We start from the raw sequence: 16154 nt of genomic DNA, 5'->3' as shown, positions 1-16154 counted from the left end.
TAAAGGTGTTAAGAGATTGACCTTTTAATTATGGTTCTGAATATATTTCTGAACCATTTTTTGCTGATATGATCTGGAACCCTAAGTCATGCTGAGTTAGCGCAGGAAAGCTAATATCAGTAAACCCAGCATTATTTAATACCAATGCCCAGTTTTCCGGAGTTAAACTCGGAGTGCCGGGGATCCTCAATTCCAGATCTTCCGCTAACCACCACCCCTCTAATAAACCGAATGTCAGGTGAGCGAATAGCTTCAGATCGATGATTTCATATAGCAGTAATAAGCCCTGTGGCTTAAGTAATATTTTTATGTGCTGTGCGCATTTTGCTATATTAGGGGTGGCATGTAAGACATTAGCGGCCAATATTATATCAAAATGATTGGGTGTATAATTTTGTGATATCGGAATGTCATTTATATTCAGTAATTGAGTGCACATATAGGGAGCTTGGGCCGTATAATTTTTTTGTGCATAGTTCAAAAATGTCTGTGAAATATCGGTGTAAACGTACTTGCTAATGTAAGGTGTGTAAGGAAGTAACTGTTTAAATAATCGGGCACTCGTTCCACCTGTTCCCGCACCTATTTCTAAGATTCGTAGTGCTTTATTAGGGTGTTCTTCCCGCAGAATTTTCACTTGGTTGATCAGTTTCTGGGCAAGAATATCACTGAAATAATTATACAAAGGGTCGTTATAGTAATACTGCCCTACCAAGTCTATTTTCCCTTGTGGGAAAAGTACTTCTGTTGCCAATATCTCACCGTTGAGCACTGCGGGTAATACTTTGATAAGATTATTAATCAGGGTGACTTGATGATATAATGGCGACTCTTGATCTGTTTTTTCACAATAAGTATTCCATTGCTCCCATATTTTGGTTCTATCTTTTTCTAATGGATTTTCATTGATTCCCTCTAAATTATTCAATAAGTATAAACTATGTTCCCACCAACGGGAATATAGTTTTTCCGTATGGGTAGGTGCTGACCATTGTAAAGAATCAAGCTGTAGCCATAATACTGAGGCCATCTGTTCATTGAACTCTATTATATCTTGCATTTTAGGGAGTGACATTAGGTCTGTTCCTCTATTCAGTGATGTATGGAATATATGTTGACATTTAATTACCTAAGGCAATATTTATCTGCTTACTGATAAACTCTCGACTAGGGATAATAAACCAGTGGTCACCGTGTGTTAAATGCTGTTTGAACGCAGCATGGGTCTGTACTTGCCATTGCGCCATTTCAGCTACCAGTGTTGATTGATCTTCAATGGCAGAGAATACAGTGATAGGGCAAGATAATGGTTCATCAGATTGGTGTTCATAACTGGTAAGGAGAGGCATATCGCGCTGCATACCAGGAACAATTTTTTTAACAAAATCCATATCACCAATAGAAGAGAATAATTCCAGTATTTTCTGTTCTGTGTTAGAACTATTCCCCTCTATACCCAATAAATTACGTTTTTTCCAAATATTGATTAATTGTGGCGCTGCTGCGGCAGATACAAATAAATGTGATAGCAGTAATCCATATTTTTTACGTAACCGGCGACATAATTCAAAAGCAATAAGACCGCCATAACTATGGCCATAGAGTGCAATATCACCCTGCCAATCATGGTGTTGGCGATCATCCTCCAACTGTGTAACTAATGCAATTTCCAGATCATCGAGCAATGGGGTTAAATGGACATAATTATTTTCACTGAGGCGATTTTCTCTCCCCGGTAATTGTACGGCCAAGACTTCGCAATCAGTGGGAGCGTTATACAAAAAATGGGCATACATACTGGCCCCAGCGCCCAGGGCCGGTATCATAAACAATTTTGTTTTTTTCAGTCGTTCATCTTTTGTTCGTGTTAGATGTACAAACCATTTATTTGAAACTTCTATACTGTCCTCAGAAGTAATACCTGAACCATCACCTTCTAGTGGTTCAGGTGCTTTTGGGGAATTTAATTCTTGTTGTAATTGGGTGGCAAGTTCCAGAATGCTTACCCCTTTTACCATCCGCATCAATGGATAACTAATTTCCAGTTTTTCCAGTATCCAGTAACGTAACTGATTCAACATTAATGAATCCAAACCTATTGCCGATAGTGATTTGCCTTGCTCAATTTTATCGACAGTAGTACCAATAATTCGAGCTAGCGCGGCGGTAAGATGTTGAACAAGATTTTTCTGTATCTCGTTAGCATCTAAACTGTGCGTTTGTTTCTGTAAGTCTGAGTCATTTGGTAATTGATTACTTTGTTTATTGGATAAATGGGCATAACGTAGATCGTTGCTGAGATGATTGAAATATGACCTAATGCGTGACCAGTCAAGATTAGCCGCTGTGCGGTTAATACTGCCATCTAATATAGTCTGCTCAATTTTCTTTAATACTTCTTGTCGGTTTATAACCAAAATACCTTTACTTTCAGTTGAGCTTATAACAGACGCCGCTGACATGCCGGCAAAATGATCAAGTAGGCCGATTTTAAGACATTGGGTGGGTAATCCAAGTAGAGAGCGGAAATATGCTAACTGCTCAAGAAACTTGTTCGCTGCGGCATAGTAACTTTGGCCGCCTATGCCCAAAATAGTAGAAATAGAGGATATCAGCAAGAAGAAGTCGAGTTGCTGATCTTTAAGTGTTTGATGTAAATTCCAGCCCCCAATAGCTTTAGCGGCGAATGCGGTGGTAAATGTTGTGCGATCCAGATTAGTGATCAGGGCATCTTGCAATATACCCGCGCAGTGGATAATGCCGGCTAATGGCCCTAATGATTTGGCAAGTTCAATGCCTTTATCTACCTCTATTGGTGAAAGTAAATCCATTTCTGGCAGTAAAATTTGTATTTGTTGTCTACGTAAGTCTTCTATCACTGTGTGATCATAAGCTGTTTTAGGCCCACTACGACTGATTAATACTAACTTTTTTGCCCCTTTATCAACTAACCATTTCGCCAGTTCAATACCCAGGCCACTGGCACCGCCAGTTATGACATAAACCTTGTCTGGGTTAAGGTGTAATTCGAGTGCAGGCAATGCCTTGATAGTATTATCTTCCATGGTGATAACAATATTACCAATATGTAAATTTAGTCTCAGAAAATTTAAAGCATCATTTAGCTCAGTTACTGAGAACTCAGTAAAAGGCATGACTTGTTGTGGAGTATTCGAGTCAAATAGTGGAATGATATCATTAAGTAACATGCGACTTATTTCTGGCTTAAGAGACATTAATTCACTGAGGTTTAATTTAAAATAAGCTATATTTTTTCCCTGGTCTTTCGAGTGTAAATTAATATCATCAGTAATATCATTTTTATTGACTTCGATAAAACGGCCAAATAAACGTAAGCATTTTAAACTTTGTACTCTTCCTTTCCCGTCCAGAGTATTAATGACGATATCAATGCCCTGATCTTGAGTATCCGTCATGATGTGCTGATAGAAATTGAGAGTATTACTGTCATAAACATGTGTAATACCAATACTGCGTAGGAAGTGTTGTTTAGCTTCAGAGTTTGCACTGGCAAAAATTTCTGCCCCCGCCTGTTGTGCCAGATAAATGGTTGCCAGCCCAGAACCGCTGGTAGCGTCATGAACCAGTATGCGCTCTCCCTGTGTAATTTTGGCCAGCATATAAAGACAATAATAGGCTGTCAGATAAGTGAAAGGCAGTATAGCCGCTTGTATGAAGGTTAAGCTCTTTGGTTTATGGGCTACACAGTGTTCTGGTATCACCACCATACCCGCGATACTATTCGATGTGAGGGCGATAACCTCATCACCTTGTTTGAATCCGTTGACTTGCGTGCCAATGCGTGTCACTACTCCGCTGCCCCCTTCTTGAGCTTGCAGTTGGCCGCACCATTTTTGGCTATTCAATGAGCTAGCCTTAATGGCTATTTCAATCTCATTTTCCAGTAGCGCAGATGGGATAACTTGATGCAGTGTAAATAAGTTATCAGGTGTTATAGTTAAAGCTTGGTAATAGCTACCACAGGCGTTTAAAATTTTAGAAACATTTTTTTGTGTAACTTCTGGTTTAATTCTTTCCATATGTTTAACAAATATTTTATCATCACGCAGGGCAAATTCAGTTTCATTGATAGCGCTATTTTTTGATGTAACAATAGATGCCAGAGAGCGAAGCTCAGTCATGTTTCCCTGACCTAAATCGATAACTTTATTAATTGCTAGTGGATACTCAGTAGTCATTACATTGTTTAAAGCAGATACTGGTGATTGGGCTAAGTTAATATTTTTATCTTCAGGTGTAACATATTCTGAATGGGTGTTTATTATCCAGGAAATTACTTCCAATTCATTTTTTATTATTGCATGGTTGATATTGGATAATTTCCAGATCAGCGTCTCAACAGATTTTTCAATGTTAGATTCACCCGTTTGTGATAGAGGGAGAGTAATTATTATTTTATTAATTATAGGATGGGATGATTTTATTTGTCTGATTATTTCAAGAACATCTTGTCGGTTCTGTAAGTCAACTTGCCAGGTGAAATCTGCTAATTCGCCAAGTGAAATTACGTTGGTTCCCGACTCGGCTAATATCTTCATTAATAAACTATGGTCATAGCCATTATCACCAATAATCAATATCTCTTCATTTGATTTTTGTTTTACTTCCAAGTTTAAATTTTCAGCATGCTGCCAATAGTGTTCATAACAGTTGTCATAATATATGTTATCTTCATATATGTGCATTTCTGATGCGTTTTTCATGCGTAACCCAATGGTTTCAGAAACAACAGTACCTAATTCATCAAATACTATTATATCTCCTTGTAGGAATTGTTCATCGCTTTGAGTAATAGAAAGATAACTCCATACCTCTTGTCCGTGTGGCTGTTGGAAAAAAGTATAACGCGCCACACAAATTGGCAGATAAATATCTATTTTCTGATTGGCTGCATCACTACGAGCAGAGAATATAAGGTGCCAGCACGCGTCTAATAGTGCGGGGTGTGATAAATAACGTTCAATTCCATATTGTAAGCTTTCGGGTAACACAATTTTTGCCAGAGCCTTCCCAGGGGAAGTCCAAATATTCCGGATAATTTTAAAGGTTGGCCCATAGGCCAAACCTGAGTGTTTCAATGCGTTATACATTGGTTGTACTGGCATGAGGTTATTGACTTCATGTTGCACGTTAGCCAATAAAATAGTGGGAGGAGATGGTTTTTCATCAAGATAATTCATCTGGCCATAGGAGTGTTTAACCCATGTGCTATCTGGTTTGCTATGGTCATAACTCATTAGACAGTAGTGGCCTTCCGCGGAATAAATTTCTAGTTTAATTTCGGGGGGGTCTCCTTCTTCAGGTAGGAGTAATCCATTTTCGAAATTAATATTTTCCAGATAGCTGAATGCGTTACCAACGGCTTTTTGGGCTGCGGCGTTAGCCAATTCCAGATGCCCAGTGCCGGGGAATAAAATCAGGTCATTGACTCGGTGATCATTAAGATAAGGCTCTGCGTGACGATCAAGAGAAATGCTAAATATATGCTTATCCTGGTTTATGCCGGAGCTTTGATGGTGAGTAATTAAAGGATGTAATTGACGATTAAGACGCCGCTCTTGATGAAGATGACCCTCACTCCAAAATGGCTTCTGCTGCCAAGGGTAATGGGGTAAATCATACAAACGATTAGCTTTTGGACAAATTTTATGCCAGTCCATCGGGTAACCCATAATTTGCAGTGCGGCCAAAGTTTGTTTAAACCGTAATGGTTCATCCTCCTGACGGCGGATGGAGGGGAATATCTGCGCATCTGAATTGAGTGCGATAAATAAGTCTTTAGCACCACTGCTTAATACCGGATGTGGGCCAATTTCAATAAAAGTATCAAAACCATCAGTAAGCATCTGTGTTAGCGCGGCAGTAAAATAAACAGGATCACGTAAATTGTGATACCAATATTCACTGTCTAAATGGCAACCATTTTCTTGCTTACCTGTTACCGTAGAGTAAAAGAGAGAATGTGCTGCTGTTGGTGTGAGCTTCTCGAGTGAACTCAGTAGCTTCTCTTTCAGAGGTGCCATATGATGGGAGTGGTAGGGGGCATCAATTTTAAGAAAACGGTTAAAAATATTTTGTGTCTCTAGATGCTCAGCAATGGCATTTAGTGGTTCTTCATCACCGGATAAAATGATACTTTCCGGGCCATTGATTGCGGCAATGGAGACTCTGTCTTTGATTAGTGCGATCAGGGCTTCAGCTTTTTCCTGAGTGATACCCACTGCCAGCATTTTCCCTTTACCAACAGTGAGATGTTGGTAAAGGCTACGATAAAATATAACCTCTGTTGCTTGTTCAAGTGTGAGTGCTCCAACTGCATAGGCGGCAGCAACTTCCCCGATGGAATGGCCGACAATCCCGGCGGGGACCACGCCATTATGTTGCCATAACTTAACCAGTGCTATTTGCAGGGCCATGATGGCCGGCTGGGCAATTCGTGTATCGCTAATCCGTGATTCAGCTTCAGGACGCGTCATCTCTTCCAGTAGTGAGCAACCACTGATATTACGAAATATTTTATCTATACTTTGGATAGTATAGCGGAACACCGGTTCTGTTTTGATTAGCTGGCAACCCATGGCAAACCACTGTGGGCCTTGCCCGGTAAAGATAAAAGCTAGCCGTGGTTTTTTATCCCATACCTGCCCATATTCAACTCCATTAAGAACATCGCCATTGAGGAATGCCGTAATTTTTTGTTGTAAGTCTTGAATGCTACCAGTGGCGATGGCAATTCGGTGATGCAATGCAGAGCGATGCTGACCTATGTTAAAACAAAGGTCATTTAAATTGACGTTAGCGGTTGCCAGATAATGCAAATAGGCTTGTAAATAGGCTTTCAGTGCTTCAACTGTTTGAGCGCTACACGTAAATAGATTTATTACCGGAGGGATATCTTCTGCCTGCTGTTCACCGAGGATGATGTCAGTATCAAGCCGGTATTCTTCAACAACCACATGGGCATTAGTACCTCCAGCACCAAATGCATTGACGCCGCCTATACGTGTACTGCCATCCGTTGGTGCAGGCCATTCCTGAGTTTGACTTACCACTTTCAGGCGCCAGTTTTCGAAATCAATCGCAGGATTTCCTTTATGGAAGTGTAAATTCCCTGGGATCTGTTGGTGGTGCAGACATAAGGTGAGTTTAATTAAACCAGTAATTCCTGAAGCCCCTTCAAGGTGGCCAAGATTACTTTTTACTGAACCAATAAGCAGAGGTTTATCAATAGGGCGATCACTAAAGATATTAGCAAAAGCCTGTGCTTCTTGCGGGTCCCCTATTATTGTTCCCGTACCATGTGCTTCAATAAATTGTACATGGCTGACATTGACTCCAGCATCTTGATAAGCTGCCTGTAACAGCGATGTTTGGGCGCTGGCATTAGGGACAGTAAAGCCTGCGGATGTGTAGCCATCCGAATTGCAGGCAGTGCCACGAATAAGCGCATAGATTTTATTGCTGTCAGTTAATGCTTGTGACAGCGGTTTCAGATAAACCAAACCAGTCCCTTCGCTACGAACATAACCATTGCTGCTTTCATCGAAGGAGTGACAACTACCATCGCTACTCAGGAAATTACCCTTCGATAACATAATGGTGAGTGCAGGATTTATGTTGATATTGACTCCACCGGCAATAGCGCAATGAGCCTCTTGATGCCAAATGCTCTGGCAGGCCAGATGCACTGCAACCAATGAGGACGAACACGCGGTATCGAGACTGATACTTGGCCCTCTAAGGTCAAAGAAATAGGAAATTCGGTTGGCAAGTGAGGTTAGAGAGGTTCCCATTGCTGAGTGTGGTGTAATGTAATATCGGTTATCGGGGGAGCTCAGAATATCTTGATAATCATTAGCAAAAGATCCTATATAAACTGCTGTTTTTGAACCACGCAATGCATCTAATCTATCTCCTGAATCCTCTAGCGCTTCGAAAGCTGTTTGCAGTAAGAGCCGCTGTTGCGGATCAATATTCTCGGCCTCCCTGGGGAATATGTTGAAGAATTCATTATCAAACATATCAATGTTATCAATAAATCCACCGCGGGCAACTTTTGTTTTTCCGGCTTTATTGGGGGCTGGGTCATAATATTCATCTATATTCCAACGGTTTTTCGGTATATCTGTGATTCCGTCTATCTGTGCTAATAAAATTGACCATAAATCATTAGGGGAATAAACATTACCAGGTGTTCTACAACCTATGCCAATAATTGCAATGGGCTCTTTGTGGTTTGACATGATATCACTCCATAGTGATCTTTATGTATGGCTGGGAAGCATTTGTTAACATTGCTTTGTTAATTATTTATATGGCTTAATTATTTTTTTGTTAAATTAACTTGTGGATCTTATTATAGATGAAAATGTATTTTTGTATTTATTTATGGTTGGATTATTTTAAATTTGTAATTAATGTAATTGGCGTAATTAATAATATGTATATTGTTAATGTATTATTTATATGGAGTAATATAAAGTCACCTCTGATTTTTCAGAGGTGACTTCTACGTTGTATTCTTTGGTGTGGTTGTCCTTTCTCAGAGATTAATCACCAAGTTGGGGATGCTGATAGCTCTCGCTTTTATTAACCATTAGCGGATAATTCGCGCCCGCGCCCGCGCCCGCGCCCGCGCCCGCGCCAGTTCAGCCAGAAACTGACTGCGATTTTTATAACCACGATGTTTCGCAAAGCCAATATTATTTTTTATCTGCGACTAACCCCTGTACCAAGGGCAGCAGTATTTTCACACTATCGTGTGTGCGTTGACTGATCCTACCCGGCAAGTACTTATCCAGATAATTTAAATTATCTAACGGGCTTTGGTGGCGGGTTATGCCTTGGGGAAAGTGGTGACTAATGGCTCGTTGCTGGCAGCCATCCTTGTTACCCAAAGTGTAATTGCTGGCTTCGACGGATAACACCGGTAATCCGGCGGTATAGAAGACATTTTTATCCGCCCGGCACGGAGATGCTACCTGACTTTTTACGGTAGCAGCAGTAATGCCATAGCGGCGTGCCAACGTTAGTGCTTGCTCCTTTGCTGCGATGGCTGCGGGCTGGTTACTGGCGTTAAAGTAGAGGCGGTCACCAGTAATCAGGCTATCTACATTGATTACCAGTAGCGTGTTGGCCTTCTCTGTTTTGCTCATCCGTTGTAAATAGTTCTCTGCCCCCTGTGCACCAATTTCCTCGGCGCTGAGTGCCACAAAACGCAAATCATAGCGCAGTGGTATATCTTTAAGGTGCTCTGCCAGTTCCAGCATCACACCCACGCCTGATGCATTGTCATCGACACCTTGCAGTGTCAGTCCACCAAGATTTTTATCCAAATCATGATCACTTTGCGGCGTATAGGTATCAAAGTGCGCCATGATAATGATCTGTTTCTGGTCATTTGCTTGACTGATCGCATCGTTTTTATTTGGCGATATATTTTTATTCAGTAAGGTGCTGCGAGCGGCAATTACCGAGGTGGCACTCAGTGTCCGCCAACTTTGTTTGCCATTTTTACTGGTGTACAGATAACGGGTATTGAAACCACGTAAGTTGCTTTGATAACCCATCTGCTGAAAACGGTGATTGATATATTCGGCTGCCAGTAGTTCGGCTGGGTTGCCCGCCATACGGCCAGGGAAGTAGGTGCTGAGATGGCGAATTTGCTGCTCAGCGATTTGACCAAGAGCAGGATTGGATGCTGCATGTAGCGGCAAAACGGAACTGAAACATAGGGTGAATAGTGCCCACTTTAGGTGACGGCGGGAAAACATACCGAAATATCCTTGTTTATAGTCTGCGCAATACCTGTTGGCATGGTATATCCATCATACTTCGAGTTGCATGTGCGTTGGCCGCCTTCATTCACCCCTGTCACTTACCAATGTAAGCTCATGGGGACTCACTCAGTTGCCGCCTTCCTGCCACTCGAATTATTTAGCAGATAGTATGAAACTCTCCGGAGAAATAGACAATTCGTATACTTCCTAAAGTACAGAATTTTATGTCAACAAATAAGAAAGTTGCCCACAATGGTCATTGGCAAACATAGCTGCAAGCCATATGGTTACGCCTATATATCATTATGGAACTTGTAATTACTTTTCGTCATTTCATAAGGCCATGGCCCCCCCCTATAGTCACCCTACGCTTTATCATGTAATCGAAGGACGTTGTGGACTATCTACCTCTATTTGCCGACATGAAAAAACGCCCGGTGTTGGTTGTTGGCGGCGGCGAAGTTGCGGCGCGAAAAATTGAATTACTCCACCGCGCGGGTGCACAGGTGCGGGTAGTGGCGCAGACTCTTTCATCTGAACTTGAACAACAACATCAGGATGGCCGTATTAACTGGCAGGCATTGGTTTTTTTGCCCGAACAGTTGGATGACGTATTTCTGGTGATTGCTGCCACTAACGATACCGTGCTGAATGCGGCTGTTTTCGCCGCGGCAGAACAGCGGCACATTCTGGCGAATGTGGTTGATGACCAACCTCGCTGCTCGTTTATCTTCCCGTCGATTGTTGATCGCTCCCCACTGGTCGTGGCGATTTCCTCTGCTGGCCAGGCTCCAGTACTGGCGCGTTTACTGCGTGAGAAGCTAGAAGCTTTGTTACCTGGTAGCCTGAGCGACATGGCCGCTGTTGCCGGGCGCTGGCGTGGACGGGTCAAACAGCAGATTGCCACCATGGGAGAGCGCCGTCGTTTTTGGGAAAATGCCTTCAGTGGCCGCTTTGCCAGCCTGATCAGCCGTGGCCAGTTGGCACAGGCAGAAGACGAATTACAACTAGCGCTGGAGGGTCAGCGTAGCACTCAGGGCGAGGTTGCCTTAGTGGGTGCAGGCCCCGGTGACCCCGGTTTATTGACCTTACGTGGTCTACAAGTCATTCAACAGGCTGATGTGGTGCTGTATGACCATTTAGTCAGCCCGGAAGTTTTGGATTTGGTTCGGCGTGATGCTGAGCGCATCTGTGTCGGCAAACGGGCGGGTACTCACTCGGTGTCGCAGGAGGAAACCAATCAATTGCTGGTTACTCTGGCACAGCTTGGGAAACGGGTGGTGCGGCTGAAAGGCGGTGATCCGTTTATTTTTGGTCGTGGTGGTGAAGAGTTACAAGTTGTGGCGCGTGCTGGTATCGCGTTTCAGGTGGTACCAGGGGTGACGGCAGCTAGCGGGGCGACAGCCTATGCCGGTATTCCACTGACTCACCGTGACTACGCGCAGAGCGTGACCTTTATTACTGGGCATTGTCGCGCTGACGGTGGCGATTTAGATTGGCAAGCACTGGCCCGTGGCCGTCAGACCTTGGCGATTTATATGGGAACCGTAAAAGCGGCTGAGATAAGCCGACAGTTGATAGCCCATGGGCGGGCAACTACCACCCCCGTGGCGGTTATTGGCCGGGGAACTCGTGCGGACCAACAAGTCCTGACCGGTACCTTGGCACAGCTTGAATCACTCGCACATCAGGCACCTACACCCGCACTGCTGGTTATCGGCGAAGTGGTGGATTTACATCACCAAATAGCCTGGTTCGGGCAACAATCGCAGACTGAACAGGCCATCAGCCCGTCAGTCGTGAATTTGGCATAAAGGATCTGTTATGGACGAAAAACGACTCACTCATTTGCGGCAATTGGAGGCGGAAAGCATCCATATCATCCGTGAAGTGGCCGCCGAATTCGGTAACCCGGTGATGCTCTATTCCATTGGGAAAGACTCTTCTGTAATGCTACATCTGGCGCGTAAGGCATTTTTCCCCGGTAATTTGCCATTTCCGTTGCTGCATGTGGATACCGGTTGGAAATTCCGCGAGATGTATGAATTCCGCGACCGTACAGCCAAAGCATTTGGCTGTGAATTACGGGTTCATCGCAATCCGGAAGGCGTGGCAATGGGCATCAATCCGTTTGTCCACGGCAGTGCCAAGCATACCGATATCATGAAAACCGAAGGTTTAAAGCAGGCGCTGAACAAATACGGTTTTGATGCGGCTTTCGGTGGCGCACGGCGTGATGAAGAAAAATCGCGCGCCAAAGAGCGTATTTATTCGTTCCGCGACCGTTTCCATCGCTGGGATCCAAAAAACCAGCGGCCAGAACTGTGGCACAACTATAACGGCCAGATTAACAAAGGCGAAAGTATCCGCGTATTCCCGCTGTCTAACTGGACTGAACTGGATATCTGGCAATATATCTTCTTGGAAAAGATCGACATTATCCCCCTGTATCTGGCAAAACCTCGTCCGGTGGTTGAACGTGACGGCATGTTACTGATGGTGGATGACGATCGTATCGACTTACAACCCGGTGAAGTTATTACTCAGAAAATGGTGCGCTTTCGTACCTTGGGCTGCTGGCCACTGACGGGCGCGGTAGAGTCCGAGGCAGAAACCTTGCCCGCCATTATTGAAGAGATGCTTATTGCCACTACCAGTGAACGCCAGGGTCGAATGATCGACCGCGATCAATCCGGCTCCATGGAGCTTAAAAAGCGTCAGGGATATTTCTGAGGAGCGTCCGATGAGCACGAAATTACAAGACCAACCTGTGGTCGATGATCAATTTGTTGCAGGTAATCCGTCAGTTTCAGAACACAAGTCGATGATTTTACAGAACACCTCCATCGCCGAGCAGATTGCCAACGAGGGGGGGGTGGAGGCTTACCTGAACGCACAGCAGCATAAAACCATGTTGCGTTTTCTGACCTGCGGCAGTGTCGATGACGGTAAGAGCACCCTAATCGGCCGATTGCTGCATGATACCCGCCAGATCTACGAAGATCAGTTATCCACGCTGCACACTGACAGTAAGCGGATTGGCACTCAGGGTGAAAAGCTGGATTTAGCATTATTGGTGGATGGCTTGCAGGCTGAGCGTGAGCAGGGCATTACCATTGATGTAGCTTATCGTTACTTCTCGACTGAAAAACGCAAATTTATCATTGCTGACACTCCGGGGCATGAGCAATACACCCGTAATATGGCCACCGGTGCTTCTACTTGTGACCTGGCGATTTTATTGATCGATGCCCGTAAAGGGGTATTGGATCAAACCCGTCGTCATAGCTTTATCGCGACCTTACTGGGTCTCCGCCATTTAGTGGTGGCGGTGAACAAGATGGATCTGGTGGGTTATCAGGAAAGCGTCTTCGAACAATTTAAAGCCGATTATCTGAGTTTTGCCGAGCAGCTACCGACCGATCTCGATATCAAGTTTATCCCGTTATCTGCGCTGGATGGCGATAATGTGGCATCACCGAGCGAGAAGATGAATTGGTATTCCGGGCCAACATTACTTGAAGTGCTGGAAAGCGTTGATGTGGTTAATGCCAGCCGCCAGCAGCCACTGCGCTTCCCGGTGCAGTATGTTAACCGGCCAAATCTGGATTTCCGTGGTTATTCTGGCACCTTGTCTGCCGGTGTGGTGCGGGTTGGGCAGAAAGTAAAAGTACTGCCTTCCGGTGTGGAGTCTAGCGTTGCACGAATAGTCACTTTTGATGGTGATTTGACCCACGCTATCCCTGGGGAAGCGATTACTCTGGTGTTGGCTGACGAAGTCGATATCAGCCGTGGCGACTTATTGGTTGATGCCAGTGAAACGCTGAAAACGGCCCAGAATGCACTGGTGGATGTGGTCTGGATGGCGGAACAGCCACTGGTGGTTGGGCAAAGTTATGACATCAAAGTGGCTGGGAAAAAGACCCGCGCGCGCGTGGAAAATATTCAATATCAGGTGGAAATCAACTCACTGACCCAACGCGTGGTAGAAAGCCTGCCGCTTAATGGTATTGGCTTAGTTGAACTGGCATTTGATGAACCGCTGGTACTGGATAGCTACCAACGTAATCGCGATACTGGCGGCCTGATATTTATTGATCGCTTGAGTAATGTCACGGTTGGTGCGGGTTTGATCCGTGAAACGTTGGAATCGGTTTATCCGGAAAACACTGAATTCGGTTCATTTGAGTTGGAACTGAATGCGCTGGTTCGTCGTCACTTCCCGCATTGGGGTGCGCGCGATTTGTTAGGGGGTAAATAACGTGCAGGTTGATCCGGTGGAAATCTATAACGTGAACATTCATGAGCAGGACGCTCTACCCGCTGATGAGAATATCGTCTGGCATCCTCATGCGGTTACCCGACAAGATCGTGAGCAGCAACACGGCCATCAGGGGGTCGTGCTGTGGTTTACCGGGTTGTCCGGTTCAGGGAAATCTACCCTGGCCGGCGCGCTGGAACAGGCACTTTTTGCTCGCGGTGTTAGTACTTACTTACTGGATGGCGACAATGTACGCCATGGCTTATGCCGTGATTTGGGCTTTTCTGATGCTGACCGGCGCGAAAATATTCGCCGGGTGGGGGAAGTGGCTAAACTAATGGTGGATGCCGGTTTGGTGGTACTGACGGCGTTTATCTCCCCTCATCGGGCTGAGCGGGAAATGGTGCGGAATATGCTGTCATCGGGCCAGTTTATCGAGGTGTTTGTTGATACGCCGCTGGCAATTTGTGAGGCTCGTGACCCTAAAGGCTTATACAAAAAAGCCCGTGCCGGTGAGCTGAAAAACTTCACCGGTATCGACTCCGTTTATGAATCACCGGAACATTCTGATGTTCATTTGCAGGGTGAACAATTAGTAACAAATTTGATTGAACAATTGTTAGACGTACTGCGTGGTCGCGCTATTATCAAATCCTAATATACCCGTCATACTTCAAGCTGCATGTGCGTTGGCTGCTTTCGCTCACCCGAATCACTTACCTGAGTAAGCTCATCGGGATTTGCTCAATTGCCGTCTTCCTGCAACTCGAATTATTTTGGGTATAGATACTTATAGCTGCTGGTAAAACGCCCTTAGAGCGTGCCGGTATTAAACTGTGCCCACGGGATTTCTATGCAGAATATCACCCAAGTTACTCTCGACGAACAGCGGGAAAGCGATGAGCCGTCGTACTCCTTTCTTGGCGGAGTCACCGGTTTTGTTTTCTATTGGCTGGCGTTCGCGATCCCTTTCTTTGTCTACGGCCCGAATACCGTTTTCTTTCTGTTGTACACTTGGCCGTTTTTTTTGGCGTTGATGCCTGTTTCAGTGCTGATAGGCATTGCACTGAGTCTGCTATCACGCGGTAATCTGTTGCCCGCCATTGGGGGAACCGGTATCGCCGTGGTGTGCTTATTCTGGATGCTGTTTTCATTTCTTACCGGTTGGTGAGCACTGACCAACTAGCATCGCCTGCCGTTTTTCTTTATCCCCACCGTTTTTTTGCATCGTTAATGGCTGCATTAAGTAGATAGGTGTATTGAGGGAGTTCTGCCTCTGATTCAACTGAAATGGTCGCGGCAGAGGCCGAGTCTCAGAGATGTTGCCGTTGCTCGTAATAGCTGATGCGTTCCACTTTTTCTGTTGAACCGCCCCCATCGAACTCAGAATCAAGCCAGGTATCAACCAGGACTTTGGCTAACTCAATCCCGATAACGCGTGCTCCCAGGCAGATGATCTGTGCGTTATTACTTTTTCTGGCCCGTTGAGCTGAAAAGGTGTCATGGCATTGTGCTGCACGAATGCCCAGAACTTTATTGGCCGTGATGCTCATTCCAATACCGGTTCCACAGATAAGAATTCCGCGTTCATGCTTTCCATCCTTAATTGCCTGAGCCACCTGAACGGCGATATCTGGATACAGGGTGGGTTCGCGTTGTTGATCACAACTGTAATCAATCACGGTAATGTTTTTGCCTTGAAGAAAGGTAAGGATCTGATTTTTCATATCAATAGCCGCATCATCACAGCCGATTGCAATAGACAACATATTTCACCCCTTAGCAAATTGAACGGTAATCCGATTAATCACTTTTATTACCGTTGCATATTGTTATCTAGCTAATTACTTGATGATCCGCATCGGCAAACCGATAAAGTTCCACCTTACAAAAGTTCATCATGCATTCATTTGTTTATCATATTCAATCTTTTCATATGTTCAGTCAATAAACTTATGATCAATTTTAAATGATTTATTGTGTTAACAGGACTTCTGATAAGTTTTTGAGTGAGTGTTTAATCTCTCACATAAACAAGGGTTATTACCTGTTGGTTTTTATTCATGATCTCC

The 16154-nt window shown here is 44.4% G+C and carries 9 protein-coding genes; 5 read left to right on the top strand and 4 right to left on the bottom strand.

What is annotated here, in order from left to right; translation table 11 throughout:
- Nucleotides 1-28: 28 nt before the first annotated feature.
- From AEP37_RS11320 to AEP37_RS11310, 3 genes are all read right to left on the bottom strand, one after another.
- Complete coding sequence (locus AEP37_RS11320) at nt 29-1075, bottom strand: class I SAM-dependent methyltransferase (RefSeq protein WP_049613381.1); 1047 nt, start codon at nt 1073-1075, stop codon at nt 29-31.
- Nucleotides 1076-1121: 46 nt separating this feature from the next.
- Complete coding sequence (locus AEP37_RS11315) at nt 1122-8285, bottom strand: type I polyketide synthase (protein WP_072086290.1); 7164 nt, start codon at nt 8283-8285, stop codon at nt 1122-1124.
- Nucleotides 8286-8744: 459 nt separating this feature from the next.
- Nucleotides 8745-9815: an aminopeptidase gene (locus AEP37_RS11310; protein WP_049613378.1), complete on the bottom strand. Its 1071-nt coding sequence runs from the start codon at nt 9813-9815 to the stop codon at nt 8745-8747.
- 401 nt (nt 9816-10216) lie between these two features.
- Here AEP37_RS11310 and cysG point away from each other — a divergent pair, with 401 nt between their 5' ends.
- From cysG to AEP37_RS11285, 5 genes are all read left to right on the top strand, one after another.
- Nucleotides 10217-11635 carry a siroheme synthase CysG gene (gene cysG, locus AEP37_RS11305; RefSeq protein ID WP_049613375.1) on the top strand — a complete coding sequence of 473 codons (1419 nt, stop codon included), beginning with the start codon at nt 10217-10219 and terminating at the stop codon, nt 11633-11635.
- A gap of 10 nt (nt 11636-11645) precedes the next feature.
- Nucleotides 11646-12554: a sulfate adenylyltransferase subunit CysD gene (gene cysD / locus AEP37_RS11300; protein WP_049613374.1), complete on the top strand. Its 909-nt coding sequence runs from the start codon at nt 11646-11648 to the stop codon at nt 12552-12554.
- 10 nt (nt 12555-12564) lie between these two features.
- Entirely contained in the window at nt 12565-14082 is a 1518-nt protein-coding gene (gene cysN, locus AEP37_RS11295; RefSeq protein WP_049613373.1) for a sulfate adenylyltransferase subunit CysN, read from the top strand.
- A 1-nt stretch (nt 14083) separates the two neighbouring features.
- Nucleotides 14084-14740: an adenylyl-sulfate kinase gene (cysC, locus tag AEP37_RS11290; RefSeq protein WP_202905464.1), complete on the top strand. Its 657-nt coding sequence runs from the start codon at nt 14084-14086 to the stop codon at nt 14738-14740.
- Nucleotides 14741-14935: 195 nt separating this feature from the next.
- Nucleotides 14936-15253, top strand: coding sequence for a DUF3561 family protein (locus tag AEP37_RS11285; RefSeq protein WP_049613372.1), 318 nt, complete (start codon nt 14936-14938; stop codon nt 15251-15253).
- Nucleotides 15254-15395: 142 nt separating this feature from the next.
- On the opposite strand, the gene rpiB is transcribed toward AEP37_RS11285, so the two are convergent.
- Nucleotides 15396-15851: a ribose 5-phosphate isomerase B gene (gene rpiB, locus AEP37_RS11280; protein ID WP_049613371.1), complete on the bottom strand. Its 456-nt coding sequence runs from the start codon at nt 15849-15851 to the stop codon at nt 15396-15398.
- Between the last annotated feature and the right edge of the window lie 303 nt (nt 15852-16154).

This window comes from Yersinia pekkanenii (genome assembly GCF_001152565.1).
GTDB classification, from domain to species: Bacteria; Pseudomonadota; Gammaproteobacteria; order Enterobacterales; family Enterobacteriaceae; genus Yersinia; species Yersinia pekkanenii.
The sequence above is the reverse complement of the archived record's forward strand: the minus strand, read 5'-3'. Positions and strand labels throughout refer to the sequence as shown.

Excerpts from the sequence above, each read along its gene's own strand:
- cysD (WP_049613374.1), top strand. The coding sequence starts at position 11,646 with ATGGACGAAAAACGACTCACTCATTTGCGGCAATTGGAGGCGGAAAGC.
- AEP37_RS11315 (WP_072086290.1), bottom strand. The coding sequence starts at position 8,285 with ATGTCAAACCACAAAGAGCCCATTGCAATTATTGGCATAGGTTGTAGA.
- AEP37_RS11310 (WP_049613378.1), bottom strand. The coding sequence starts at position 9,815 with ATGTTTTCCCGCCGTCACCTAAAGTGGGCACTATTCACCCTATGTTTC.
- rpiB (WP_049613371.1), bottom strand. The coding sequence starts at position 15,851 with ATGTTGTCTATTGCAATCGGCTGTGATGATGCGGCTATTGATATGAAA.
- AEP37_RS11285 (WP_049613372.1), top strand. The coding sequence starts at position 14,936 with ATGCAGAATATCACCCAAGTTACTCTCGACGAACAGCGGGAAAGCGAT.
- AEP37_RS11320 (WP_049613381.1), bottom strand. The coding sequence starts at position 1,075 with ATGTCACTCCCTAAAATGCAAGATATAATAGAGTTCAATGAACAGATG.
- cysN (WP_049613373.1), top strand. The coding sequence starts at position 12,565 with ATGAGCACGAAATTACAAGACCAACCTGTGGTCGATGATCAATTTGTT.